Annotated in this window: 17 protein-coding genes; 8 read left to right on the forward strand and 9 right to left on the reverse strand. The window is 56.7% G+C overall.

All coding sequences use genetic code 11. The features are described from left to right. Nucleotides 1-7: 7 nt before the first annotated feature. Both O2597_RS00205 and fbaA read left to right on the forward strand, forming a co-directional pair. Nucleotides 8-1243, forward strand: coding sequence for a DUF1501 domain-containing protein (locus O2597_RS00205; RefSeq protein WP_269522135.1), 1236 nt, complete (start codon nucleotides 8-10; stop codon nucleotides 1241-1243). 655 nt (nucleotides 1244-1898) lie between these two features. Next, nucleotides 1899-2930 carry a class II fructose-bisphosphate aldolase gene (gene fbaA / locus O2597_RS00210; RefSeq protein WP_269522136.1) on the forward strand — a complete coding sequence of 344 codons (1032 nt, stop codon included), beginning with the start codon at nucleotides 1899-1901 and terminating at the stop codon, nucleotides 2928-2930. Between the two features lie 365 nt (nucleotides 2931-3295). On the opposite strand, the gene O2597_RS00215 is transcribed toward fbaA, so the two are convergent. Then, the gene (locus tag O2597_RS00215) at nucleotides 3296-4645 is read right to left on the reverse strand and encodes an endonuclease/exonuclease/phosphatase family protein (protein ID WP_269522137.1); all 1350 of its coding nucleotides are present in this window, start codon (nucleotides 4643-4645) and stop codon (nucleotides 3296-3298) included. Between the two features lie 312 nt (nucleotides 4646-4957). Between O2597_RS00215 and O2597_RS00220 the strand changes: the two genes are divergently transcribed. The 4 genes from O2597_RS00220 (at nucleotide 4958) to O2597_RS00235 (ending at nucleotide 9360) form a co-directional block, all read left to right on the forward strand. Then, nucleotides 4958-6088 carry an NAD(P) transhydrogenase subunit alpha gene (locus O2597_RS00220; protein ID WP_269522138.1) on the forward strand — a complete coding sequence of 377 codons (1131 nt, stop codon included), beginning with the start codon at nucleotides 4958-4960 and terminating at the stop codon, nucleotides 6086-6088. Nucleotides 6089-6188: 100 nt separating this feature from the next. Further along, on the forward strand, nucleotides 6189-6467 hold the full coding sequence (locus O2597_RS00225) for an NAD(P) transhydrogenase subunit alpha part 2 (protein WP_269522139.1): 279 nt from the start codon (nucleotides 6189-6191) through the stop codon (nucleotides 6465-6467). A 43-nt stretch (nucleotides 6468-6510) separates the two neighbouring features. Continuing rightward, a complete protein-coding gene (locus O2597_RS00230) occupies nucleotides 6511-7914 on the forward strand; it encodes an NAD(P)(+) transhydrogenase (Re/Si-specific) subunit beta (protein WP_269522140.1) in 1404 nt (467 codons plus the stop codon). Between the two features lie 906 nt (nucleotides 7915-8820). Beyond that, the gene (locus O2597_RS00235) at nucleotides 8821-9360 is read left to right on the forward strand and encodes a DUF4190 domain-containing protein (protein ID WP_269522141.1); all 540 of its coding nucleotides are present in this window, start codon (nucleotides 8821-8823) and stop codon (nucleotides 9358-9360) included. 65 nt (nucleotides 9361-9425) lie between these two features. Here O2597_RS00235 and O2597_RS00240 read toward each other — a convergent pair whose 3' ends face one another. The 5 genes from O2597_RS00240 to O2597_RS00260 form a co-directional block, all read right to left on the reverse strand. Beyond that, nucleotides 9426-10244 (reverse strand): hypothetical protein, encoded by an 819-nt coding sequence (locus O2597_RS00240; protein ID WP_269522142.1) that lies wholly within the window; start codon nucleotides 10242-10244, stop codon nucleotides 9426-9428. Continuing rightward, complete coding sequence (locus O2597_RS00245; RefSeq protein WP_269522143.1) at nucleotides 10234-13944, reverse strand: hypothetical protein; 3711 nt, start codon at nucleotides 13942-13944, stop codon at nucleotides 10234-10236. The genes O2597_RS00240 and O2597_RS00245 overlap by 11 nt, the downstream gene beginning before the upstream one ends. Before the next feature lie 258 nt (nucleotides 13945-14202). Then, the gene (locus O2597_RS00250; protein ID WP_269522144.1) at nucleotides 14203-16515 is read right to left on the reverse strand and encodes a sodium:solute symporter family protein; all 2313 of its coding nucleotides are present in this window, start codon (nucleotides 16513-16515) and stop codon (nucleotides 14203-14205) included. A 40-nt stretch (nucleotides 16516-16555) separates the two neighbouring features. Then, nucleotides 16556-17947, reverse strand: a complete 1392-nt coding sequence (locus O2597_RS00255; RefSeq protein ID WP_269522145.1) for a hypothetical protein — start codon at nucleotides 17945-17947, stop codon at nucleotides 16556-16558. A gap of 291 nt (nucleotides 17948-18238) precedes the next feature. After that, nucleotides 18239-19180 carry an AraC family transcriptional regulator gene (locus O2597_RS00260; protein ID WP_269522146.1) on the reverse strand — a complete coding sequence of 314 codons (942 nt, stop codon included), beginning with the start codon at nucleotides 19178-19180 and terminating at the stop codon, nucleotides 18239-18241. An 88-nt stretch (nucleotides 19181-19268) separates the two neighbouring features. Here O2597_RS00260 and O2597_RS00265 point away from each other — a divergent pair, with 88 nt between their 5' ends. Both O2597_RS00265 and O2597_RS00270 read left to right on the forward strand, forming a co-directional pair. Next, nucleotides 19269-20432, forward strand: coding sequence for a sialidase family protein (locus O2597_RS00265; RefSeq protein ID WP_269522147.1), 1164 nt, complete (start codon nucleotides 19269-19271; stop codon nucleotides 20430-20432). A gap of 165 nt (nucleotides 20433-20597) precedes the next feature. After that, nucleotides 20598-21488, forward strand: coding sequence for a sialate O-acetylesterase (locus O2597_RS00270; protein ID WP_269522148.1), 891 nt, complete (start codon nucleotides 20598-20600; stop codon nucleotides 21486-21488). 883 nt (nucleotides 21489-22371) lie between these two features. Here the strand turns inward: O2597_RS00270 and O2597_RS00275 are convergent. The 3 genes from O2597_RS00275 to O2597_RS00285 form a co-directional block, all read right to left on the reverse strand. Next, the gene (locus O2597_RS00275; RefSeq protein WP_269522149.1) at nucleotides 22372-23763 is read right to left on the reverse strand and encodes a PEP-CTERM sorting domain-containing protein; all 1392 of its coding nucleotides are present in this window, start codon (nucleotides 23761-23763) and stop codon (nucleotides 22372-22374) included. Nucleotides 23764-23815: 52 nt separating this feature from the next. Beyond that, nucleotides 23816-24466 (reverse strand): hypothetical protein, encoded by a 651-nt coding sequence (locus tag O2597_RS00280; protein ID WP_269522150.1) that lies wholly within the window; start codon nucleotides 24464-24466, stop codon nucleotides 23816-23818. A 209-nt stretch (nucleotides 24467-24675) separates the two neighbouring features. Continuing rightward, nucleotides 24676-25401 carry a GDSL-type esterase/lipase family protein gene (locus tag O2597_RS00285; protein ID WP_269522151.1) on the reverse strand — a complete coding sequence of 242 codons (726 nt, stop codon included), beginning with the start codon at nucleotides 25399-25401 and terminating at the stop codon, nucleotides 24676-24678. Nucleotides 25402-25807: the final 406 nt, after the last annotated feature.

Genomic DNA, 25807 nt, shown 5'->3' on the forward strand with positions numbered 1-25807 from the left:
ACCTGCCATGAAATCGCTCCCTCTCACCCGCCGTGAATTTATCCGTCGCAGCAGTGGAGGCCTCGGCTTCCTCGCGTTCAGCGGATTCGCCCCCTCTTTCCTCACCCAAAGTGCCATGGCGCAAACGCCGGCCCCCGAGCGTAATCGTACCATCCTCGTGATCATCCAACTGGCAGGCGGCAATGACGGACTCAATACGATCGTCCCCTACGCCGACGACCGCTATTACAACTTGCGCCCGAAGCTCGGATTGAAAGACGGCCTCCTCAAGCTGAATGACCAAGTCGCACTCAATCCCGCCTGCAACGAACTCTACAAGCTCTTCGACAGCGGACAGCTCTCCGTCATTCAGAATGTCGGCTATCCAAACCCGAACCGCAGCCACTTCCGGTCCACCGAGATCTGGGAAACCGCGGGCGATGGCGAGCAGATGCCTCGCACCGGTTGGCTTGGGCGCTATCTGGACAACGCCTGCTCGGGTAGTCCGGATGAGACACCTAAGGACGGACCGGATGCGGTTCATGTCAGCGACCTCGTCCCCCAATCCCTGCTCTCCGACACGCCTCACGATATCTTCGGGATCCGCGCCCGGGGCCGCACCGGCACCCAACCCGGTTCGGCCGACGAAGCCTATGAAGCTATTCTACAGGCCGAGCATGGTGAGGGCCCCGGCAGCTACCTGCAACAGGTGATGATGAATACGCTCGTCACGGAGCGACGGGTCGAGCGTATCATCTCGAAGTACAGGCCCTCCACAAACTATGCCGGCAATACCCTGGCACAGTCCCTCAAGCGCGTAGCCGCACTGATCCACTCGGACTTGGAAACCCGGGTCTATTTCGTCTCACAAAGCGGATATGACACCCATGCCAACCAACTGAACAACCACGCCCGGCTCCTTGGAGAACTGTCGGATGCCATGCAGGCCTTCCAACAGGATTTGAACGCACACGGAAAAGCGGACCAAGTCCTGACTATGACCTTTTCCGAGTTCGGGCGCCGCCCCGCAGAGAACGGGAGCCAGGGCACCGACCACGGCACAGCCGCCCCGCTCTTCGTCATGGGTGCCAAAGCCAAGGGCGGGATCATCGGTTCCGCCCCGGACCTCGGGATCGGCCCCAAGGAAGATCTCAAATTCTCCACCGATTTCCGCAGCATTTACGCGACGGTTCTCGATCGCTGGCTGAGCGCCGATGCCGCCGCAATTCTCGGCAAGCAATTTCAACCGCTCCCCTTCGTCTGACAGCACCTCAGTCACCAGGCGGGAATGGCGCCACCTTAAGGGAGGGCGGCTGTCCCAGCCTCGAATGGCACTACTTTAAGCTTCTTATCGTAGTGGCGACTTCAGTCGCCATCGAGCCGAGGTGGCTTAGGATGCTGAATATGGCAGCTAAAGCAGCCACTACGAGCGACGCTTTGTTGCAATAGGAACCCCTCAATTTGTCCTTAAAGTAGTGCCATTCGTCCCAGCCGCCGCGATTCGGCAGACCGGGCCCAGATTAACACAACTTGTTTACGCAGCGCGGCAAACTGATGAAGGCTTCGCATCACGAAGTACGTGGCACGCCGGCTGGGGACAGCCGCCCTCCCGAACTGACTTCATCTCAAGTCCAGCAAGCGACTCAAAGAGCACTCTCTCCTCTCAAATCTCGCTTAAGCTAGTGCCATTCGTCACCAGACGGAGACTCAGCGGACACCGCGGCAGTGAACCGCCCGATTGACTAGGCCAAACAGCCTAGAATCCAGCTTCAATCGCCGTCCCGGATCGGGTCCGGATCAATTCAGTGGTTGAAAAAAGACCTGAAAGGGGAATTATGGCTTGCCTCAGTCGATAGAGCAAATTAGCAGAACTTACGCTAACGCAACTCATCATAACATCAACTAATCAATATACGATTATGCCAGTAGCAACACCCGCACAATACGCAGCGATGCTCGACGCCGCCCAAAAGGGCAACTACGCCTACCCGGCCGTTAACGTTACATCGATCGCCACGATCAATGCCGCGCTCAAAGCATTTGCCGACTCGAAGTCCGACGGGATTATTCAGGTTTCCACCGGCGGTGGCCAATTCGCATCCGGACTGAACGTGTCCGACGCCGCTTTCGGAGCCATCGTTCTCGCTGAAGCCACTCATATTCTGGCCGAGAAATACGACGTCCTCGTCGCGCTGCACACCGACCACTGCCACCCGGAGAAGGTCGAAGGTTTCCTCAAGCCGCTGCTTGAAGCTTCCCGCAAGCGCAAGGCCGAAGGCAAGGGCCCGCTCTTCCAATCCCACATGTTCGACGGTTCCGTCGTGCCGCTTGCCGAGAACCTTGAAATCTCCAAGAAGCTGTTGGCCGAGTGCGCCGAACTCGACATCATCCTCGAAGTCGAAGCCGGCTGCGTTGGTGGTGAAGAAGACGGTCACGACACTTCCGGCCTGCCCGCCGAAAAGCTCTACACCACTCCGGAAGACATGGTCGAAGTGTACGAAGCACTCAAGCCGCTCGGCCGCTTCCTCTTCGCCGCAACCTTCGGTAACGTGCACGGTGCCTACAAGCCCGGCGCCGTGAAGCTCAAGCCGACCATCCTCCGCGACGGCCAAAAGGCTGTGACCGACAAGTACGGCATGGAAGCCACCATGGACCTCGTGTTCCACGGCGGTTCCGGTTCCGAGCTCAGCGACATCCGCGAAACCCTGGAATACGGTGTGGTCAAGATGAACATCGACACCGACACCCAGTACGCCTTCTCCCGCCCGATCGTGACCCACGTCTGCGAAAACATCGAAGGCATGCTCAAGATCGACGGCGAAGTCGGCAACAAGAAGGTCTACGACCCGCGCAGCTACCTGAAGAAGGCTGAAAAGAACATGGCTGCCCGTCTGGTCACCGCAGCAGAAGACCTCTGCTCCACCGGCAAGACCATCTTCGGCACCGTCTAAGACAGCGAGTCTTTTCAATTTTCAAAGCCGTATCCGGATTCCGGGTACGGCTTTTTTTTGGGGGAAGGCCTTGTTGAGGTGGACGGATTCCGTGGGCTCAGGCTTGCGTAAAGGTTATCCGTGGACTCGATCCAGCCGAGTGATTCCGTGGGCAGGATTGATGGTGGACCCCTCCCTCCGCGACAAGCGCGGACACCTCCCCTGCTGCCCGCAGGGGAGGAGCTTTTTGGAGCTCTGCCTGTGTCTTTACGTGGTTGTACCGTCAAAGCTCCTCCTCTTACCAAGGGGAGGTGGATCCGCAAAGCGGAGACGGAGGGGTTTGGGTCCACGAGGCAGATCAGGCCAATCCCTGACAGCCCCAACCGTCAGTCCGATGCCCCCGCGGCTCTATCCTCCAAATCCAGATCGACCACCACCATGCGGTGATCCGACGCCTCCAACAGCGGAAACAGGGGATCCGCTGTCGTCGGCCAGAAGACATACGCCTGCTTGAGCGCGAAACCGTAGCGGGAGGGCAAGACATAGTCCGCCCGTAAATTAAACGAAGCCGTCTTTTCTTCCGGCAAAATAAAATCAGCGGTTTTCTCCGGACGCGACTGCCCCTGGTTGACCTGCTCGCGAGCCCCGTCACTCGACGGCGACATGCTGCTATCGACCAGAGGGTTGTTCAGCAACAAGCGGATACCGTTGAAGTCCCGGCTCCCATCGACCGGATCGCAGTTCTGGTCACCCAGAATAATAAAGCGCGTGCTTGCACCCAGTCCCCCCGTCCGGTCGGACGGCGGTTTTCGACCGGCCTGGAACCACTCGGCATCATCGTAGATGTAAGCGGACTTTTCCGGATCGATGTAATCCGCCCAGAAACGGATCTCATCATGGTTACGTAAGCCATTCCAGTCCGACACGTTGGAACCGGGGTAACGAAGGGCCTCCCCGTCATCGAAGACCGGCGGAGTGGGATGACTTGCCAAGAGGTGGACCAAGTGGCCATTCACCTCAAACGGGACATCCCAGTGGCTTTTGGAGGACAAGCGGTAGAGCTCCAACTCGGCGGCATTGAAAAAGCTGCGGGTCTCACCATCCCCATCGGAATCCTGGGGATCTTCCGGCAAGTAAGCCCCGGGCATATCCTTCCACCGGAAGAAACGGAAGGTCCGTACCCCATCGATCCGGATCGGATACTTTGATAACAGGACCATGGCATACTCCCCCGGATACACCCCGTAGCCGAAGCCGTCCGCAGGGTCCGTCGTACTGCCGTTGTTATTCAAATCCATGCCGGAGGGCAGCCCGGTATTGCAGGGCGCCACGAAATGATAGGGATAGCTCACCGCCTCCACGCCTTCGGCCTGAGGGACCGACAAGTAATTTGCACGGAAGGCATCCAGTAGCGCCACCATCCCTTTGACATCATAGACCCCGTCTGAATAGGCATGGTCAAATTCATTGAGCAAGAGGATATCCGGCGCATTCCTCTGAATGACCTCCGCCACCTTGCGGATTTGCGGATCCTCGCCTGTTTCAAGCGCGGCCAACAGGCCGCCACTCGACTCCCGGTACATCGAGACATTGAAGGTCGCGACACGCAGCTCTCCGGCACGCTCGGGCGACACCACGGCGCCCTCGGCACAAGCGGCTTGCGTCAGCCACAGAATGAGAAAGCCGCAACACCCGGCAGCCGTTCCCACTGCCCCAGATAAGTCCAATCGCTTCACTGCCGGCCAGCTAATCCAGCTTCCGCCCATGCGCAAATTACAATCAATGCTATCTCGCAAAAAGCCGGCAGATTTGTTCTAGTCATGCTCCCCAGCCCCTTATGCCCCAGGTCACCCCTACTTATATCGAATCCACGGGATGTGTTTTGAATCCCCAAAGGCAAGACTTGACCGTTATGACAATCCTCTTTGAAGCGTCATCGACAAGGCCTCAGCTCCTCCAAATTGATTAGCTTTGCACTTGCACTCCTTAATTAATTTTCCCTTTAATTAATTTATCCCTGATAATTTTCGTAAACAATAAATAATATCATGAAGCGTTTCTTCGCTCCCCTGGAAACAAATCCTGCAGAAACCCGTGCCTCCGTGGCACCGGCAACCGTCACAAAACTCGTCAACCTCGGCATGGAAGTGCTCGTACAATCGGGCGCCGGGTTGAAGTCCGACTACAGCGACGCCGACTACACCGCAGCAGGTGCCAAGATCGTTCCCGATGCGGCCAGCGGCTATTCCCAGGCCGATATCGTCGCCCGAGTGCGCAAGCCCGAAGCTGCGGATCTCGAAATGGTCAAGCCCGGCACCCTGCACCTGAGCTTCCTGGACCCGTTCAACGAGAAGGCGCTGATCGACGACCTGGCCCAACGCAAGATTTCTGCGATTAGCCTGGAGATGATTCCGCGCAGCACCCTTGCCCAGAAAATGGATGCCCTCTCCTCCCAGGCCAACTTGGCAGGCTATGCCGCGGTCATGATGGCGTCCGACCGCATGCGAAAGATTCTCCCGATGATGATGACCCCCTCCGGCACCATCTCGCCGGCCCGCTTCTTCATCATTGGCGTCGGTGTCGCCGGCCTACAGGCCATCGCAACCGCCAAACGCCTGGGGGCACGGGTGGAAGCCTTCGATACCCGCCCGGTGGTCGAGGAGCAGGTCAAGTCCCTCGGTGCCAAGTTCGTCAAAGTGGACCTGGGGGACACCGGCCAGACCGACCAGGGTTACGCCAAGGAACTGACCCCGGAGCAACTCGAGAAACAACGCCTGGAAATGGCCAAAGCCTGCGCCCGCGCCGACGTCGTGATCACCACGGCCAAGCTCTTTGGCCGCAAGGCGCCTTTGATCCTCAATGCGGATGTGCTCAAACAAATGCAGCCCGGCAGCATGATTATCGACTTTGCCGTCGAATCCGGCGGCAATGTGGAAGGCTCCAAGGTAGGCGAAGAAGTTGTCACCGAGAACGGTGTCCGCGTCATCGGCCCCGAGAACCTCGAAGGGTACTACCCGAAGGATGCCACCCTCATGCTCGCGTCCAACTTCTATAACCTGATCGAGCACTTCTGGAACGAGGAAAGCAAGGATTTCGAATACCGCATGGACGACGAAATCCTCCAGGGCTGCCTCATCACCAAGGACGGCCAGATCGTCCACGAAAAGTTTAAGGCTTAGCGTTTGCGATTGCTTGTTGCGCGTGGATCGAACCGGACCACACAGACCAACAAGCCAAACCCACAACGATCAACAGACATCTTTCAACTCACAACACACCATGGACCTCATTCTTCTTCTCTTCATCTTCGTGCTCGCCGCCTTCCTCGGCTTCGAGTTGATCGCCAAGGTGCCGTCTCAATTGCACACCCCGCTGATGTCCGGTTCGAACGCGATTTCCGGCATCACCGTGGTCGGCGCGATTGTCGCGGTCCACGCGGATTCCGACGGACTCGCCATGTGGCTCGGCTTTGCGGCCATCGTACTGGCCACCGTCAATGTGGTCGGCGGCTACATGGTCACCGACCGCATGCTCGGCATGTTCAAAAAGAAGAAATAACGCCACCTGCCTCGAACGCTGAACGTCCAAATTTGAACTTCCAATGGAACAACTCGTAAACCTTTCCTATATCGTCGCGGCGATTCTCTTCGTCTTCGGGATCAAAATGCTTGGCCGGGCCGAAACCGCCCGCAAAGGCAACATGATCTCCGCTATCGGCATGGCCCTCGCCGTCGTGGTCACCCTGCTCAACAAGGGCCTGGACTTCCGTCTGGTCCTCGGCGGACTGGCACTTGGCGCAGCCATCGGTGCCGTCGCCGCAAAACGTGTGCAAATGACCGGGATGCCGGAACTCGTCGCGCTCTTCAATGGCTTCGGGGGCCTCGCCTCCCTTCTGGTCGGCTGGGCCGAATACCAACGCGCCACCCACTTGGGCGTGGTCGAGGGCCTGACCGCATCCGTCAGTAACTTCACGGCAAGTGTCACGGTCGCCGCCATCCTGATCGGTGGTATCACCTTCACCGGTTCCATGTACGCCTGGGGCAAACTCTCCGGCAAGCTCGGTGGCACCGCCCTCACCTTCCCCGGCCAGAAAGCGTTTAACGCCCTGCTGGCACTCGGCATCCTGACCGCAGGCGTCCTTTTCAGCATCACACCGGAAGGCGATGCCGCCTACACGATGCTGACCGTGGTCATTGTCCTCTCCCTCCTACTCGGCATCTTCGCGGTTATGCCGATTGGCGGCGGTGACATGCCGGTGGTCATCTCACTGCTGAATTCCTTCTCGGGCTTGGCTGCCTCGGCCGCCGGTTTTGTCATCCAAAACAACGTGCTCATCGTGGCAGGCTGCTTGGTCGGAGCCTCCGGCGTTATCCTGACCGTCATCATGTGTAAGGCTATGAACCGTACCCTGGTCAACGTGCTCTTCTCCGGCTTCGGTGCCACCACCCAGAAGGCGAGCGGCACCAGCACCGGCGAGCTCAAGCCGATCTCGGTCGACGACGCCTACTACATCCTGGAAGCGGCCAAGAGCGTCGTCGTCATCCCGGGCTATGGCATGGCCGTCGCCCAGGCGCAACACGCGGTCAAGGAACTCGGCGAACTGTTGGAAGACAATGGCTGCGAGATCCGCTACGCCATCCACCCGGTCGCCGGCCGTATGCCCGGACACATGAACGTGCTCCTGGCCGAAGCCGATGTACCCTACGAGCAGCTCGTTGAAATGGATGACGTCAACCCGACGATGGAAATGGTCGACGTCGCCATCGTCATCGGTGCCAACGACGTGGTCAACCCGGCAGCCGCAGACGATCCCAGCAGCCCCATCTACGGCATGCCGATCATCCAAGCCCACAAGGCCAAGACAACCTTCTGCCTCAAGCGCGGCAAGGGCGCCGGCTTCTCCGGCCTGGAGAACGGCCTATTCACCGCGCCCAATACGCGCATGCTGTACGGCGACGCCAAGTCAACCGTCACCGGACTCGTCACGCAGTTCAAGGACAGTTAGACCAGTCCGCCACAGATCCATTTGAAAATCCGCAGGTCCATCCTGCGGATTTTTTTTGCTTATCTTCGTTTAGCGGAAAACTGCAGTATTTCGAGGGTACTGCGAAGCGCCTGAACCCCTCCGTCTGCGACAAGCGCAGACACCTCCCCTTGGTAAGAGGAGGAACTCTTGACGGTACAACCACGTAAAGACACACGCAGAGCCCCCACAAAACTCCTCCCCCATGCCTCGGCGTAGTTCTTAACGAAGACGGGTGCTCGCAGGGGAGGCCTGTCACGGCGTATCGGAGAGAAGCCGGATGGACCGGCCTGCCGGGACAGCATGTCCGCCGGAGCCTTGGCGTAGGAGGGAGGGGTCCACAGCGACAGGACTAAAACCCCTCCGTCTGCGACAAGCGCAGACACCTCCCCTTGGTAAGAGGAGGAACTCTTGACGGTACAACCACGTAAAGACACACGCAGAGCCCCCACAAAACTCCTCCCCCATGCCTCGGCGTAGTTCTTAAAGAAGACGGGTGCTCGCAGGGGAGGCCTGTCACGGCGTATCGGAGAGAAGCCGGATGGACCGGCCTGCCGGGACGGCATGTCCGCCGGAGCCTTGGCGTAGGAGGGAGGGGTCCACAGCGACAGGACTAAAACCCCTCCGTCTGCGACAGGCGCAGACACCTCCCCTTGCCAAGAGGAGGAGCTTTGACGGTACAACCACGTAATGACACACGCAGAGCCCCCAACAACTCCGCCCCCATGCCTCGGCGTAGTTCTTAACGAAGACGGGTGCGAGCAGAGGAGGAACTTTGACAACTCCGCCAGTATAGAAAGTCGTTCACTTTCGAGGTTGCACAAACCGGAACAAGCACAGATAGATAACGCTCTTTAATCACAGACAATACTCCGATTGAATTTCATTATGTCACAAACCGCCAAAACCTGCGGCATGGCCGTTGCCAGCTTTCTCTTCGGGATCCTCTTCTTCGTCCCCTTCGGCTTCCTTCTCGCCATTATCTTTGGCTTTATCGCCCTGAGCCGGATCAAGGACAGCAACGGCGAACTGAAGGGCAAAGGCCTCGCCATTGCAGGTCTGGTGCTCGGCTTCGGGTGGGTCGCGATCATCCCGATCGTCGGTCTTCTCGCCGCCATGGCGATCCCCGCCTTCCAGAAGGTGCGCGAAACCTCCATGGAAAAGATGATGGAGAACAACGCCCGCATGATCAGCAGTGCTTCCCAGCAATACATGCTTGAGAACGGGGTCTCCTCAGTGGGTTTTGATGCACTCCTTCAGGAATACCTGCCCGAAACCTTCTTCAACGAGTTGAACCAACCCGGCGCGGATACCACGGTCGAACTTCAGAACGGCAGTTTCGAACTGATCAACCCGCAATTCGGTCGCCGTTACGTTTTCGATAGCGATGGCCGCTTGATCGAGGTATTCGAACTCTCTCAATTCTAGTCGACGTCCTGCTTGGGGGAACACGAAGCTCTCTCAAAGCAAGGCGCTGACACCGGATGTGTCGGTCAAATTGAAGCAGGTGCCTGGACCGGTGTTCGCAGCTCAACTTTCCCACCGTCACGGACAAAGACAATCGTCGGCTTCCGGACACGCGTGTTGAAGTAGGCAACTGCCGTATACCGGATACTGGGAAGATAGCGGACCTTCGACTGTTTCAGGATATTCCACTGGTCCTTCGTCTGGTAAAAGAAACTGACATCCGCCATGTTGAATTTGTCGACGCTGCTGACCTCGTCGATGAGGATCGAGTCCCCCCCGGGAACGACCCGCTTTTCCTCACCGATCTTCAACACAATCTGTGTCGGGAGAAGATTGACCACACATGTATGTGAAAGCGGGAACGCGTCCAGGCTGCTGTCCATCACACGGACTTGATAGTGCTGTCCGCCGTTCCGGCTACCGGTCAGGATATCGTTCGGGATGAGCATGAAACCGGCTTTCTCGATGCCCTTCGGGATCGCCACGGATGCGATGACTTTGTAGCGCGGCACACCGGCCTCGTCGACACCGTCCTTGACCCCGAAATAAGTCACATTGTCATAGGCGATGCAGGCAAAAGGCCGGCCATACATAAGGGATCGAAGGCGTATCTTGCCATGGGCTTCTTTCAGCGGATCGAGAATGTAAAGCTCGTCCAACCCGGGAATCACATCGACGGCCATTGCGATACCGACATACGACTGTTCGACCCAGGCCTTCTCTTCGCTCTCTTGGGCATTCAAGGAATGAAGACAGGAGCTCATAAAAACAAGGAGGCAGGCGGTCGTCCTGCGGAGTGTACGGGTACGGTTCATCATCGCGTCAAATGCTTGGTTAAATTTCATCTTCACTGAGCCAACGGAGACCGATCACTTTGAAGCGCCGTCCCAGATCATCGGGGTTCGGCGTATCCCATGGGTCGAGGTCGGGATCGATGTATTCGGTGGTGCGTTGGACGATTGCCTCGCAATAGGCCCGGTAGGTCTCCCCTGAAACCGGATTTCGGCTCTCGCCATAAGTGCGGATACGGAAAGTGTCGGAACGCGCGGCCAGACGCTGCCCGATTTGCTGCAACACATCCGCCTGGGTCAGGAATCCGGGAATGCCCTTGGCGGATGTATCGCTGTTGTAAGCTTGGTTGTCCAAGCCCAGCGATCCGATATTCACCTCGACGCCCATCGCATCCGAGACCTCTTCATTGATGTCGGTCTGCGCGATGGCGCTATCGATCGCCCCCATCAGGTTGCGGTCGTCGGCGGTGCTCGTGCCGAGACGGTGATTAATAAATTCCCCCAGAGAGAGGAAGGGACCGCGACGCTTGACCTCGTCCACGATGGCCTGTGCCAGCGCATCCAGCTGCGCCTCCGTCAAGTCACGGTAACCCTGCCATGCCGCATGATCGGCCGACGACGAACGTGTCTCGGACGGTGTGGTATTCGAGGAATCTTCATCGTACGAACGGTTGTGATTCGTCACTCTGAAACGGGAAAAGGTATACCGCTTGGGCGTATCATCGTCCCGTACGACCGTGTTATAAGAGAGATCGAAATCGCTAGAATCGACATCTGTAGTGCTAGTATCGGCCTCACTAATATATGGCGGCGCATCGATCGCTTGTAAGGCAGCTGAAGTCAGCAGTGCTTTCCAAGCGTCTTTGGAGGTCGAGTTGATATTAAACGCCCCCGCCGAGTACTGGAACGAGGCGATTTTACGGAAGGCGTCCGCTTGCAGGCTGTCCCCTTGCAGTAGAAGACTGCGAACCGTCGCCGCATCCCGGTCTTCCAGGTTCAGGCTCAGGTTCGGATTCATCAAGGGCATTCCGGAAAGGTAGTTGTCCAAGGTTTCGGACAGGCTCGGGGCTTCGGAGTCAAACACGCTTTCGTAGGTTGCCAACGTGGACAGGTAGTAAGCGTCCCACAGCGAGTCATTGGCCAGATAGCTATGGTCCAGAAGCGTATAGCCCAGTTCCGCCGAATGGCTTACCGCACTGCCCGAGGGCAGCAAGGGACTGGCAAAGGAACTGCCCACCACGTAATCCACCTTCGGCAGGTAGCCACTGGATGCGAGATTCGCATGCTGCAGGCTGGCGAGGGATTGCAGCGGCTGCAGAGGCTGCTCGAAGTGGGTCCCGAACTTGATGCCTTCCAAACTGGAAATCCCGGTGAAAGAAAAGCCGTGATTCTCCGAATCGATGTCAATCGACGGGGTGGAGCCCTCCCGAAGCGTGATCTGGTACGATTGGTTAAAGGTCGAAACCGCATCCAGCTGGTTGACCCCGGCCAAGGTCGTCGGATTACTGAACGCCCAAGGCATGGTTGGATTTGTGTTTGCGAGCGTCGTCTGTGAAAACACATCGAGGACCGCAAGCGGAGTCGGCACCAATTCGCTCACCGTTAGCGTCCCCTGGATCGTGCGACCATCCAAATCCAAATTAGAGCCCGGGATCAAGTCTTGGGTCAGTGGAAAAGAAACACTGGTAAAGCGCTCTGCTGCTGCCTGAAGCGCGTCGACGTCTTCGTATTCAAAACGGTAGTCGCCGAGCAAGTGAGCGTCCTCCTCTGCACTATCCAGGGGATGTTTATCAAAGAGCTGAATCGTGACCGGCTTGTCGTCCTCCCCCTCTGGAAAATGCGGCTTTACAAACTCCACATCCACCTGGATTTCATCCTGATCATCCAAGACGACCAGATAATAGGTATTCAATCCCAGATTCACCAGCGCATTGGACATCGTTTGCTCATCATCCCCGATGATCGTGATCTGGTCCGACTCATTGCTGTAATTGTAGTTTGCATGCGAATTGCTCCTGACCGGGTTCAAATAGTCATACACTAAGCCGGCACCTTCAATATAGCCGCCCTTCCCCTGCATAAAGCTGCGATCGGTTTGCCGGTCGGCCGTATGATTCGACAAAGAATTGACCGAGGCATCTTCCGCATCGGAAAAAGGCGAAATCACCATGGTCTCCCCCGGCGCCAGGATAAAGTCATCGCTGGCATCATTTTCCGCCGAGATCGACATTACATATTCCATGCCGTGTGTCTTAATCCGGGAGAAAGTATCCGGATTCGTAATCATGGCATCCAGCGGAACGGGACGTTCCGACAAGGGGACAAAACGGGTGTAATCGCTGTGATCCGCGCGTTTGAAGGTGAAGCCGACCGGAATGCCACCCAGGGAAAGATAGAGACTCTCCGTTTTGATGGGCACGTTGTAGGGATTATAGATCGTCACGACCGGCGAAACGATCAGGTAGAGCGTGTAGCTGCTGTCGTAAATACCCTCGGTATTGGTGCTAATATTCCCGTTATGGTAGCTACCGTTGGTGCGCAAGGCCACAACCGAAAAGACCATTTGGATCCGGGCAATGGCCGGCATCGGTTCGTAGCTGTCACGCGGCTGCAGCATGTCGCTGGAATCGATCTCCCAATCAGCAGCAGAGCTGGACAGCCGGGGCACATCATCGCCATCCAGCGATAATTTCGTGCTGCGGTAGCTCCCCATGTAATCCAGGACTTGGGACCAGCTCGGTTCGGAGGAATAGGTAGCGCTGCTTCCGGAACTGTACAGATAGCGGGGCGCAAAGTCCGAATCCGACAGGCTGTTGTATTCAGACAAGAGCGAAAGGTCCATTTTCAAGCCTCCGTTGACCGGGTCGCTGAGGACACCGAAGGAGGTCGCCGTCAGGTCATGGAAATGCTTCTGATACACATCCGCGTCCCCCCCCGCGTCCTCAAAGGCGAGAATACCACTCGGATCACTTGCGATACGTGCCTGTTCATTATTGGTATAGACGGACTCCAAGGCATTGAGCGCCGAGATATTCGGAATCCCGATACCAGTAGGCGAACCGTAGGAGGCGAGCGACTGCGAATCGACCGACCCCCATGTGCTCGCATCCACCGAGGAAGGCAGGTTTACAGTCGCCTTCACCCCTTCATCGAGCACTGCCCAGGCATACTGGTCATCCCCGGAATCCTCCACCTCGACCAAACGGGCGCGGACAAGGCTCGCAGGATCGCTCGTGGCAAGACTGCCCAGCGTCGCTGCATCCACTAGATTAATCGTATCTCCTTCCAAGTCATCGGCGGCAAAATCAAGCGCCTCCAGGTCCGCGCGCTCATCCATCGGATAGGAGACCAGCCATTGCAGGAAATTATTACGTTTCTGCGCGACATAATCGATCGCCGTCCCAGGGGTCCAGCTGCTGGTCTGCCAAACCCCCAGCAGGTGCGGTTGGCTGAGATTGTTACCGAGGCTGAGTTCGTTGTCCGTGCCCTCCAGTATCTCTGCAGGTGTGGAAATCCGCTGGTCCGGCCCCAAGGTCCGCTGCAGTTCGCCGGTCGCGACATTCAATGCCAGCAAGGCGTTTTGTCGCGCGGACAATCGATGAATGTTCGCCTCACTCGATTCGCTTTCCACCCGCACCAATGCCGTTAGGCTGAGCAGTAAAAGAAGAATCAGTGCCATCAATGAAAGTGAGAGCACCAGGGCAAAGCCCTTCCGGGCTTCCCGATTCAATAGGGATGATGTCCGTGAACGCATATGACAGACAGGGCTATAGGGTTTATCAAGTTCGGGTTTGTCGCCGGTCCGCATCAACGAACCTGTGTCAGAACACAGTATGCGGGGCTTTGGCGGAGGGGCAAATTCTTGTCAAAATATGTAAGCCAGGAAGTTCAAGCGGAACACCTCGTGACGAGGGTTCTGCGGGGACATCAGGGTCATACGTTCAACGGGTCACATTTCAGTTTGGTTGAGGTTCAGTTGGATGTGCGCGAAATTTGACCAGATACGGGCTAATTAAGAATCGGACTGGTTGCTACGATCGGAATCCGCGTTGCCCGCATCGAAAGCCTCCTTGTCGACGAGAGAGACGTGTCCTTCGACCATACCGTTATCGAGCGGATTATCAATACGGGCGGCCAGATCACGGAAGAGTTTCCGGACATCCACGATCCCGCCGATCAGGAACCACACGGTGGAAATAACACCAAGGATTGCGGTGACGACCAGGCTGGTGACGAAGAAGTAGTTGCTCCACCAGTCCAGCTTCCATGGAGTGAACAGGTTCCAGACAAACACGCCGACAAAGCAGAAACCGAATTTGTAGACGATCGCGTAGCCGAAGACCGACCAGGCGATAATCCGGTCCCCCAAAGTATATTCAGGGGTGATGCCAATCAGCTTCTTGAAGGCATTGCGCGGACTCCATTTGAAGGGCTCCTTGTATTCGTGCGCCAGGTCGTATTTTCCCCGGTGCAGAAGGCGGTCCAGGTTGAACGGCTTGCGCTGCGTCAAGGCAGATCCGAGGACGAAGGCAAGAATGCCGGAGACCATCGCCATGAAATAGAGCTCGTAGGAATTGATGGGGAATTTGACCGCATCCATCTTCCAGACCACATAGGGATGAAAGGGGCTGGAAACCACTTCCAGAAAATGACCGACGGACTCATGCCAGCCATGCGACTCAAGCCAGGGATAAACCGTTTCCGCCCAGTTCCGTTGCAGGAATAGCCCCACCGCCGACAAGCCGGAGCCGAAGATCAGGGAACCGAACGCACCGACACTGTTACCGAAACGGCTATAGAGGCCGAAGATCATAATGGGCCCGGCACCCCCCAGCCACAATGCCGTCATGATGACGGTAAACATCAGGATGTAGTCGATCTGAACGAAGAAGATCGAAACGATGAAGAAGAACAAGCCTACCAGCAGCGATGTGAAACGTAAGACAAACAAGTGCTGCTTGGGCGTGAATGGCTTTCCCCGGAAAGGAAGGATGATATCCTGGACGATGGTCGACGAGGCATTGAATACGCGTGAATCGTCGGTCGAGATCAGCAACATGAACATCAGCAGGCAGAACAGCCCCATCAACCCCACCGGCAGCATGTTTCGAAGCGCGACCGGCAGCATCATCTGGTGGTAGAGCGTGCGGAACTTTTGAAACTCAAGATTTCCCTCCGGTGTGCCGGCCAAGGTAGCTTCGGCCACCTTGATATAGGGCGTATCCATGTTTTCACTCTGCGAAAGCGGCGCATCGACGCCGATCTCATGCGCTTGCACCGGAATCGCAGCGATACTCGCATTGAGCTGCTCGCGAACTGCGGGATCGCTGACTGCCTCGGCCGACACTTTCTGTGTCAACTGCTGGCGGATGTCATGCGCTTCACCCGCAAATTTCTGGTGCGTCATGAGTGTGATAATCATCACAGCCACCAGCATCATCATGAGCCAGGCATAGAGGCTACGCCATGTCCCCAGGATGCCCGCCATCTTCTGCTCATGCGGCGTCCGTCCACTGCCGGTCGTATCGTTGCCGATCCAACTGGCCTTGTTCAGGATGCTCCCCATGATCGTCACGAAGATCGCAAAGATATTGAAGTCTCGGAGCTTCTCGATGTCGAAGGGATTGATGAAACTCTCGCCTTGAACGCGGTCCATCATCACCGGTCCAATCGTATCGTGCCAGCCGAAGTGCAGGAACACGTAACCCGCGATCACCACGAAGATGGGGTAGCACATCAGCCCCTGGATCGCGTCGGAGATCAGGAGCGAGATACGCCCGCCCGGCCAGATCACCACCATGCAGACGCACAAGGAAAGCCCGACGAGCAGTCCGAAGGTGGGCAGGGCCATTCCCAGAATCGTAACCGTATGGGGAAGACCGAGGAAATAGATGAAGAAGTTCACCGCCACAGCCGGACCGATCGCGTTGGTGATCATTTCCGAAAGCGTGCGCAGGGTCGCCGCCACGATACGCAAGGAGCGGCTGTAGCGCATCTCCAGGAATTGCCCGATCGAGAGCGAACGCGTTTCACGGAAACGGTAGACGCAAAACCCGGTCAAGCCCATTATGATGCCGACAGGCACCGTCAAATACTCCCAAAATGATAGCGCGTAGCCGACCTGGTATTTCGACTCCACCAGCGCAACCAGCGTGATCACGCTCAAACCGGCCGTCAGGTCACCCGCCGAAATCACATAGCGCCCGGCCACACGTCCGGCAGCCAGGAAATCCACCACACCGCGAACATACTTGCGGCTGTAAATTGCCAGACCGAGGACCAGAAAAACAGGAGCCAGGGCAATTATCCAATCAATCCAATGCATGATTTAGAGAACGGGATTCTATCGGCAAGCGCGACAAGCACTATCGGCTCAGACGCAGCAGAACGACATGCGAAGGCACGGCGAAACTCGGAAGATACAGCTGCCCGTCCCGATCCTCGGTGTAAGGGCTATATGTTTTGCCATTCATTAGGTCGATCACTTCGACCTCTGTTCCTTCAAAGGGTAGATCGACACTCACATTGGCGGCGCGGGCCGAACGGTCCCCCACCCGCTCCATGGACCAGAGGGCGATGACCGTGCTGCCATCCGCATCCTTGAACTGGTACGAGCGGATCGCGTCCAGGGCTTCGAGCGTCGAACCCGACCACCAGTGCACCGGAGTGCTGTCCAGACGCGGCTTGCCTTTCTCAATCTGGTAGCTCAGTTCGTCCGAAACGGTAAATCCATTCATCAGTGTCGCCACTTTCTGAATGGCACCAAAAACCGGCTTCTTCTCATCATCCTTCGTGATCAGGCCGAAATGATTCTCCGAGTTGCTCTCGGCCCGGATCCGGTCGTCCTGGTTGTAATTGTCGTCCAGTAAGGAGTAGTACACGCTGACCTCGACGCCGAGGCCAAGCCCTTCGACAAAACGACGCTGCGCATAGACCGCCACCGCATACTCGTTAAAGCCCCAGTAGTTGCCCCCCCAACGATCGGGATCGCCGTCCCATCGCTCGCGGAAATTGGTGTAGCCCCATTCCGTCAACCACATCTCGTCCGGGCCATGATGCTTGGCCGAAAAATCCATCTGCATCTCAACAAAGGAGGCAAAGGTTCCATCCTCGTCCGTGACACGGCGGTTCCCGTTCTTCACAATCGTTTTTTCATTGTCCTTGTAGGGAATGATCTCCGGGACGACGCGATAGCTGTAAGGGTGCGCGACAATACCGTCCACATTCGGAGAGAGCCCGGCCTCGATCTGCCGGTAGTTGATGGCAGGAAAAGAACCCAGGCCGATCACTTTCATCTCGGGATTCACGGCCTTGACGGCATCGGCCGCCTTATTGAGCGTAACACGGTAATGGTCGACCCAGCCTTCCACGTTCAGAGTGCCATGCCTTAAGCCATACCAGTCACCCCCCTTTTGAGTGCCTTCACCGTAGTGTGAGGAGTAGTGATTAAAAGGCTCATTCTGAACCTCAAGCACCTGCACCTTGCCTTTCAGCTCCTCCGCCAGATAGGCACAGAGTGCCGCATAGCCGTCGGGATCGAAATAGTCGTCTCCATAGAAATGACTGCCCCCCGCAACCGTCAGGATCACTTTAATATTATTCTCTTTCGCCAGATTGATCCATTCCATATCCTGCCAGCGCATGCGGTATTCGCCCTTGCTTTGCTCAATTTGGCTCCACAGCACTTCGTCGCGGATCCAACCGACCCCCAGCTCCGCCACCATGGGCATATACTTCTTGGGGTCCCAATGCTTCATCCCTTTCTTTCGGACAAAGTGCGTGCACACACCCATGTGCGGGTTTCTGATTTCAGGAATCGAGGGTACGGCGGCATTCGCTGAAGCCGGTGTTGCCGCTGAAACACAGGATAGGGCAAGAATGAATGACGTAATAACAGACAGAGTTCGCATCCCACAATTCAAGGCCTGAGCACTGCGTACGACAACCCGGAACAGCCTCAAAAAAACCACCCCATTTTGTCTTTTATGGTAAATGATATCAATATGATTGGCCCCCCGCCGAAGCCGCCGGCACCGGGACGATAAGGGCTAGTGGCTCGCTTGGTTCCGGTATTCCCCCGGAGTCATTCCCGTCACCTGTTTAAACCTTCTGGAAAAGTAAAACAAACTCCCGAAGCCCAGATCATAGCCGATTTCCTTGATCGACTTGTGACTCGACATCAGTTCGTGGCAGGCCGCCTCAATCTGTTGACGCGAACGGAAGACAAACGGACTGACCCCGCAGAGCTTTTTGAACTTCTTCCGGTAAGCCTGCTCCCCCAAGCCAAAGGCACGGGCCAGGGCCACGAAGTCGGGCTTTTCCTCCAGCGGTAGATCCAGCAGTTGCTTCCGGGCCTCGTTCGCCCACTCCACTTCCTCATGCTTCACGTTGCTTTGCCAGGTGCTGCACATCGCGGCAATCAAGTTGATCAAGCGCCCCGAATCCTCCAGAACGGGTTCCGAAACGCTCCGCTCCGCCAGAGGCAGGACGACCTCGTGAAACCGGGCAACCCAGGCCTCGATTTCCGCTTCGTCTCCGGACGGTACGAGATGCCGTACAGGCTCATTCGGATCCAGCAAGCCGATCCCCACCCAGGCGTCAAAAACGGGACCGACAAACTCCACATTGATCTCATTCCAGGACGCTCCCTTGGCCGGCGAATAGGCATGCTTGCGCCCGGGGAACACGCAAAGCAAGTCCCCCTGCTTGATCGGGATCTCACGCTTGCTCGACTCGTCTAGAAAGGTACCGCTCCCCTTCGTAATAAACAGGAGGGAATAATACTGCAGGTCGCGCCATGCGCCGGTATCCACATGCCAGCGCATGGACCAACTGTGGTGAATCTGAGCCGCACGGCTGATATAGCCTGCGGGCAGAACGTCGAAGGTCTCGAAAATCAGCCAGTAATTGCGCGGGGGCAGCCCCCACATACCAGATTGTACGGTATATTTACCACCATGTTTAAGGCTGAGATCTTTAAGTGAGCTCACAATTCAACAATGCTAGAGGATGTTATCAGACAACATACTTACGCTGATGCATTCAACTTAGAGTGCAATTTAAAACGCTTTTTCCATCATGCCGTCATCACTTGAAACAGAAAAAAATCCCTCTGTGGTTCTGCCGCCTCCCGGCAGCGTCATAAACCACAGCTATGTCAAAGAGGGACGGTACATCGGCTCACCCAGTATCGCCAAACTCGAAGACGGCGCCTATGTGGCCAGCCATGATTTCTTCGGTCCGGAAACCAAGGAACACGAGGCCGCCACCACCCTGATCTTCCGCAGCGACGACCAGGGGCAGAGCTGGAAGGAAATCGCCAGCATCACGCCGGCCTTCTGGTCCGGCCTGCTCGCCCACCAGGGCGCCCTCTACCTCTTCGGACCGACCCACCATCATGGACATATGGTCATCCGGCGCAGCGACGATGGCGGCTACACCTGGACCGAACCGAAAGACACGCGGACCGGGCTTTTGACCCCCTTCGGACAGTACCATACCGCACCGACCGCATTCGCGGTTTACAATGGACGCCTCTGGCGGGCCATTGAGGATGCCAGCGGCAGCACGCGCTGGGGCGAACGCTACAATCCGGTCATGATGTCGGCACCCGTCGGAGCCGACCTCCTTCGCCGCGACAGCTGGCAGTTCACTCCGGTCCTCAGGCACTCCAAGGAGTGGCTGGATGGCAAGTTCGGCGGTTGGCTGGAAGGCAATGCGGTCGTCCTGCCCAATGGACAGATCGGCGACATCCTACGGGTCGACTACAACACGGCGGGCAAAGCGGCCATTGTCAGCCTTGACGATGAGGGACAGGCGCTCCGTTTCGACCCCGAACTCGACCTGATCGACCTGCCCGGCGGTGCCACCAAGTTTACCATCCGCCATGACCCTGAGTCCGGACTGTACTGGACACTCTCCAATGCCGTTCCGGCCATCCACAGCGACTGTGAGAAGCAAACCTTTCAGCGCAACACGCTGGCGCTGCTCTGCTCCGAGGATGCGAGAAAATGGGAAATCCGCTATGTGGTGCTCTACCATCCGGACCCCAAGTGTCATGGCTTCCAATACGTCGACTGGCTCTTCGAGGGGGACGATATCATCGCCGTCAGCCGGACCGCTTGGGATGACGATCAGGGAGGTGCCAAAAACCAACACGATGCCAACTTCCTGACCTTCCATCGCATCGGCAATTTCAGGAATCTGACCCTCGCGGACTCCAAGCAAAACCCGTTCACCTAGAGAAGCCCGGCGGGCCACCGACAGGCAAGGCCTCCGGTCAGCGAGTCGAAGACTCGAGCGGCAAGTATACCCGTAAAGCCGCTCGTAACGAAGCTCTGTTTCAAGCCGGCCGCATGCGACCCTCACGCGGCCGATCGTTCCCGTTTTACCCAAATCAAAAATCCCATGAAAAATCATCATCTTTACCTCACCGCGCTCTGCATGTGCGGCCTTGGCACGCAGCTGCCCGCAGAGAGCATTGATATCTTCTTTTTAGCCGGACAGAGCAACGCCTCCGGACGCGTTCATACCGGCTACACTGAAGACCCGCGTGACGCTCAAGTCATGTACTACTACCAGACGGACGGACCCTCGTCCAACGACACGACATCCGGCGGGGAATTCACGACCCTGCAACCGATAGACACCGGTTATTACGGCCCTGAAATCACCTTGGGCCGGGCCTTGGTCGACCAAGGCTATAACACAGCCATCATTAAGGTCACCGACGGCGGGACCAACCTTCGTGATGACTGGAACCCGAACGGTTCCGGCACGGAAAACACCATGTGGCTGGACTGGCAAAGCCAGGTCGCCAATGCCCTCAGCACACTGGATACCGAAGGCTACACGATTAACTTGCGGGGCTTCTTTTGGTATCAGGGCGAAAGCGACGCCGACAACACCTACTACTCCTCCGTCTACGAAACCTACTTCACCACTTTTACCACTGAGGTCTACAGCTACCTAAGCGGGCTCGGCTATGACACCTCGAGTATGCAATTCGTCACCGCCCTGATCCACGAGGATGGAAACTATGGCGAAACGGACGGCACCGTTGTCCGAGCCGCCCAACAGAACGTGATGGATAACATGGAACTGGGCTCCTATTTCGACACCAGCGACCTCACGCTGCAAGAAGACGACATGCACCTGGATGCCTACTCGATTCAAACCGTCGGTGAGCGCTTCGCCGACAGCTACGCCGCCGCCGTACCGGAACCGAAGACCTGTGCCTTGGGCCTCGGCCTGGCCGCCGCACTGGCGATCGCAGCGCCTCGCAAACGTCGCCGCTGAATCTCGTGCTGAGCCGTGTTAACGGCGCGCTCATTCCACGGCCGAAAGCACCTCCGTTTCAGTTCGAAGCACATGATAGACGTCGCCCCTCGACGGCGATACAAACCCGGATGTAAAAGGTTTGAGCCTTTTGTTTGGCTCCTCGTCACTGACCGGGAGAGGGCTTATTGACGTGGACGGATTCCATCGGGTCAGACTTGTGTAAAGCTTATCGGTGAGCTCGATCCAGTCGAGTGATTGTGTGGGTCAGCTTGATTGCGGACCAGGACTCATGGCCAATGCCGGACTTTCCCCGAATACGACGATGAGCCTTTTGTTTACAGGTAGCGCTGCACCGCGTGCCTCGAATGGCACTACTTTAAGGACAAATTGAAGGGTTCCTATTGCAACAAAGCGTCGCTCGTAGTGGCTGCTTTAGCTGCCATATTCAGCATCCTAAGCCACCTCGGCTCGATGGCGACTGAAGTCGCCACTACGATAAGAAGCTTAAAGTAGTGCCATTCCCGCGTGCCTCGGCGTAGCCCTCGGGCGAAGACGGGTCCCCGGTGCGCATAGCGTCGTTGCAAGCCTCACCCGATCGTACCCCCGTGCGGTGCCGGAGGCCCTGCGCTACCTTCGCATTTTGCAAAAGAAGCAGACTTAAGTAAATGGGATGAACCGGGCTTTGCGTAACCAAATGCGAGCACGCACACCGTGGCGTGCGAGCTTGCTCGCGCCCGATGGACCTCTAGATCATCATCTCGCATGGCTCCCCAACCGTCCGCCCCACCCAAGTGGACTCCCGCCCCGAAACCATCAAACACAAAAAAGGCATACCACAAATGTGGTATGCCTTCCCCCACCCCTAAGGGCTTATGCGAGGCATGATGCCTTGCAGAAATTTTTACCGGCTACGACGGCGAATCGCGATACTCGCCAAGCCAAACAGCCCGGCTAACAGTGCGAATGTTGAAGGCTCCGGAATCGTGGCGACATCCATCAGAACGTTTTGGTTGTCACCAGAGAGGTAAAGGTCGAAGGTCCAATCGCCGACAGTGCCGCTGGTGGTGGCCCCGAGGCTACCAACGATGCTTTCGGTCGAGGAAATCAGCGTATAGGTGCCCGCTTCAACACCTGCGAGCAGCGAGAAGTCGAAGCTGTCGAAGTCCAGCAGGCCAGTGCCAATGTTGAGGATGCCAGTCAAGTCGATGAGGTCGGACGAGGCAATCGTGTCGATCTGGAAAGCCAAGGCGTTCGCAGCCTGCAGGGCACCGGAGAGGTCCAGCGTGCCCGTTCCCAGGTCAAGAGTGAGTGTGCCCACGCCACCGTCACCCGGGGTCAGTCCGCCACCATTGGCGACAACGATGTCGGCATTGTCGGTCGTGATCGAACCGGTGCCACCCAGCATACCGCCGTTAATCTGATAGGCACCCGCACCGGTGTGCGTACCGTTGACCAGCAGGGTGCCGGCATTGACTGTCGTCGTGTTCGTGTAAGTGTTGGCTCCGCTGAGGCGCTGCGTACCAGTGCCGTTTTTCACGAGGGCCAGGGAGACGTCCCCACCGGTGCCGCTACCAGCACGATCGAGGATCGTGCCGCCAAAGGTGTAGTCAGTGGCGGCGGCAGTGTCTATTGTCAGATTCCCCGTCAGCACGGTTGTGGTTGCGGCACTGGCGGAGGTCGTATAGACTTGGCCGGAGTCGCCGTAAAGACCAGCCGTAGTAACCCCACCGGATGCGGTAGATGAGGTTCTGAGTGCGAAGATGGAGAAATTACCACCATCCACATTCACTTCGCCAAAGCTGGCGGTGCCGGTGGCATTAACGTTGAGCGTCCCTCGGATCAATGTCGAACCAGTCACGTTCAAATTCGTAATCGTCCGGTCCGCAAAACCGTTTGCTCGACCAAGGGCCAGCGTACCCGTGTAAACCGAGAGATTGCCGACCGTCATGTCCAGTGAGTAGGAGGGGTCGATAATGTAGAATTCCAGACTGCCGTAGCCGCCAACGACCAGAGAGTCCAGGCTCGCAGTGCGTGTGCCGGAGACCTGAATAGTCCAAGCCGCACCGGAGTTAAGAATTTGATCGAGCTCAATATCGGTATCAAGCACCGCCGTACCGGTGTTAGTTGGCGTCGTAACGCTATTGCCATATGTCGAGGGAAAGCCCGTTTGGTCCCAGTTCGCAGCTTCACTCCAGTTACCTGATGTGCTCGATTGCCATGAGTAGGTTGCGGCGTATATCGGGAATGCCGCGAAAAGCGCTGCCGATGTGAGTAGGATGTTCTTAGGGTTCATATTTGATCTGATTTAGGGTTTGATGATTGGGATTGTTATATAAATAAGGAAGTTATTGGGACTGTGCAGCGGCTTCCTCGAAAGTCGTCGCAATGATGAGGTTGTCCATGGTCATGGCGGAATGACTCACGGAGGCCCGACGGGCATAAAAGGTATCGAGCAGATCCGCGCTCATTTGACCGGAAACCGTCTGGAGCGGCTTATCCGAGCTGCTGGACGGATCGAACCAGACCTTACAGGTATAGCGGCCGGCCAAAGCTGTAATCTCCATCACCATCCGTGAAGGGTTGGTGTAAGCCGAAGTACGCGAGTTCTTGGTGCTCGACCCAGTCTCCCGGACCCGAAGCGTCACAAGATCCTGCTCCTGCTTCACCCCGAAGACAGCGCCCACCGTATGGTCGTCACCCGCTGCATCCGTGGCAGCAATCCAGAAGAAGTTGGACGCGCTCTTGGAGTAATTTACATCCACCCCAATATAAAAAGTGCCTTCCTGCGCGGCGAATCCATGGGAGATCGCCGCTTCCGCAACCTTGCGCCCCGAGAAGACAGCCTGACCACTCCCCGACTTCACAATTTTGTAAGAGCCATCAGCTGCCCAGCCCATCTGGCCATTGATCGACGAACCCAGCTGGTAGGCCTCAAAATTGTCTGAAAAGACAACTTTGGCATTCAAGCCTGCCGTCGCAGCAGAGAGCGCGGCCATTGTGAGTAATCCTATCTTAAACATGGAGTAGCCTAATTTGTTACCAAAACTCCCTCTGAAATCGAGATGAGCTGTGGGGAAAAAGTTGCTAAATATTAACCTTAACTTGCATAAAATCTTACGCTTACACGCAGTATAAACAAACCCATATGATTGTCGAATGTGACCGGAGTTTTGTCTAAAATGGTTCGTCCAATATATACGAAATGTTATTTTGCCACTGTAGGGTTGCTCAACATCTCCCGGATGATCGGATCCATCGCATTCGCCCAGATCTCATAGCCCGGGGCCAGCGGATGGAGCGCATCGGGTGACATTTCCTTGGTGAAAACACCGTCTTCATCGAGAAACTGCTCCCCGATATCCAAAAACTCGATACGCGGATTCTCGGCCATTTTTGAGATGATCGCGTTCACCGCTTTCACCTTGGGACGCTCCATCGCGGTCGGTTGGTAACCGCGGGGGAACAGCCCCATGAGCAGCACCTGGCAGGAGGGGCAATCCTCCAGCACCTCATTGACAACCGCTTCCACGCCCGCAGCGATTTCCTCGGGACTATCACGGTGAATGTTATTGATGCCGGCCAGAACCACGGCGACCTTGGGATCCACTTCCTTGAGGCTGCCGTTTTGCAGACGCCAAAGGATGTTCTCGGTCTTGTCACCGCTGATGCCCATGTTCACGATGTCCATCTTGGCGTAATGCTTGTCCCAGACCGGTTTACCCCGGCTGTTCGAGGACCAGTTGAAGGTGATCGAATCACCGATAAAAAGAATATCCGAGGGCCCTCTCTGCAAGCGCGCATCGATCCGCTTGTGCTGGTCCAACCAGGGATTTCGAATCGCCGGGGTCACCGCAGGATTTTCGGTATTCGCCGAACAGGAAACCGAGGCGCCAAGCAGCGCCAGTAATAAATAGATCGTGTGATTTTTCATGTAAAAGCAGATACCGGCGAAATTCCGGCCACAGGGTTTTGATTCTATTCTATACACCTGATCCCGGGCGGCAACACAGCCCGGCGTTTTGCATCCCTCCAGGCGCACATGCCCGATTTGGTAGAGATCTCTCAGGGGTATTCATGGTACCTCCATGCTGCCCCACCGGCACAAAAAGCCGCAAGATCGAAGGCCTTCAAATTCCCGTCGAATCTTTGCAGTATCTGGTACGCCGATTCAGACAGAAAGCATTCGCGCCGGACAGGGATTCTGCCGTATTCAGGAATCCACGGAGATCATACGGATGGCGCGGGACGCGGCACGCACAGCTCTTTCCTGTCACATCGACACGGTCACGTCGACGACGTATTCCAGAGTCAAAGCGAATCAGTTAAACCTTTAATTA

This window comes from Coraliomargarita parva, assembly GCF_027257905.1.
Taxonomy (GTDB): domain Bacteria; phylum Verrucomicrobiota; class Verrucomicrobiia; order Opitutales; family Coraliomargaritaceae; genus Coraliomargarita_A; species Coraliomargarita_A parva.

Excerpts from the sequence above, each read along its gene's own strand:
- O2597_RS00205 (WP_269522135.1), top strand. The coding sequence starts at position 8 with ATGAAATCGCTCCCTCTCACCCGCCGTGAATTTATCCGTCGCAGCAGT.
- fbaA (WP_269522136.1), top strand. The coding sequence starts at position 1,899 with ATGCCAGTAGCAACACCCGCACAATACGCAGCGATGCTCGACGCCGCC.
- O2597_RS00220 (WP_269522138.1), top strand. The coding sequence starts at position 4,958 with ATGAAGCGTTTCTTCGCTCCCCTGGAAACAAATCCTGCAGAAACCCGT.
- O2597_RS00225 (WP_269522139.1), top strand. The coding sequence starts at position 6,189 with ATGGACCTCATTCTTCTTCTCTTCATCTTCGTGCTCGCCGCCTTCCTC.
- O2597_RS00230 (WP_269522140.1), top strand. The coding sequence starts at position 6,511 with ATGGAACAACTCGTAAACCTTTCCTATATCGTCGCGGCGATTCTCTTC.
- O2597_RS00235 (WP_269522141.1), top strand. The coding sequence starts at position 8,821 with ATGTCACAAACCGCCAAAACCTGCGGCATGGCCGTTGCCAGCTTTCTC.
- O2597_RS00240 (WP_269522142.1), bottom strand. The coding sequence starts at position 10,244 with ATGAAATTTAACCAAGCATTTGACGCGATGATGAACCGTACCCGTACA.
- O2597_RS00245 (WP_269522143.1), bottom strand. The coding sequence starts at position 13,944 with ATGCGTTCACGGACATCATCCCTATTGAATCGGGAAGCCCGGAAGGGC.
- O2597_RS00250 (WP_269522144.1), bottom strand. The coding sequence starts at position 16,515 with ATGCATTGGATTGATTGGATAATTGCCCTGGCTCCTGTTTTTCTGGTC.
- O2597_RS00255 (WP_269522145.1), bottom strand. The coding sequence starts at position 17,947 with ATGAAGCATTGGGACCCCAAGAAGTATATGCCCATGGTGGCGGAGCTG.
- O2597_RS00265 (WP_269522147.1), top strand. The coding sequence starts at position 19,269 with ATGCCGTCATCACTTGAAACAGAAAAAAATCCCTCTGTGGTTCTGCCG.
- O2597_RS00270 (WP_269522148.1), top strand. The coding sequence starts at position 20,598 with ATGAAAAATCATCATCTTTACCTCACCGCGCTCTGCATGTGCGGCCTT.
- O2597_RS00275 (WP_269522149.1), bottom strand. The coding sequence starts at position 23,763 with ATGAACCCTAAGAACATCCTACTCACATCGGCAGCGCTTTTCGCGGCA.
- O2597_RS00280 (WP_269522150.1), bottom strand. The coding sequence starts at position 24,466 with ATGGCCGCGCTCTCTGCTGCGACGGCAGGCTTGAATGCCAAAGTTGTC.
- O2597_RS00285 (WP_269522151.1), bottom strand. The coding sequence starts at position 25,401 with ATGAAAAATCACACGATCTATTTATTACTGGCGCTGCTTGGCGCCTCG.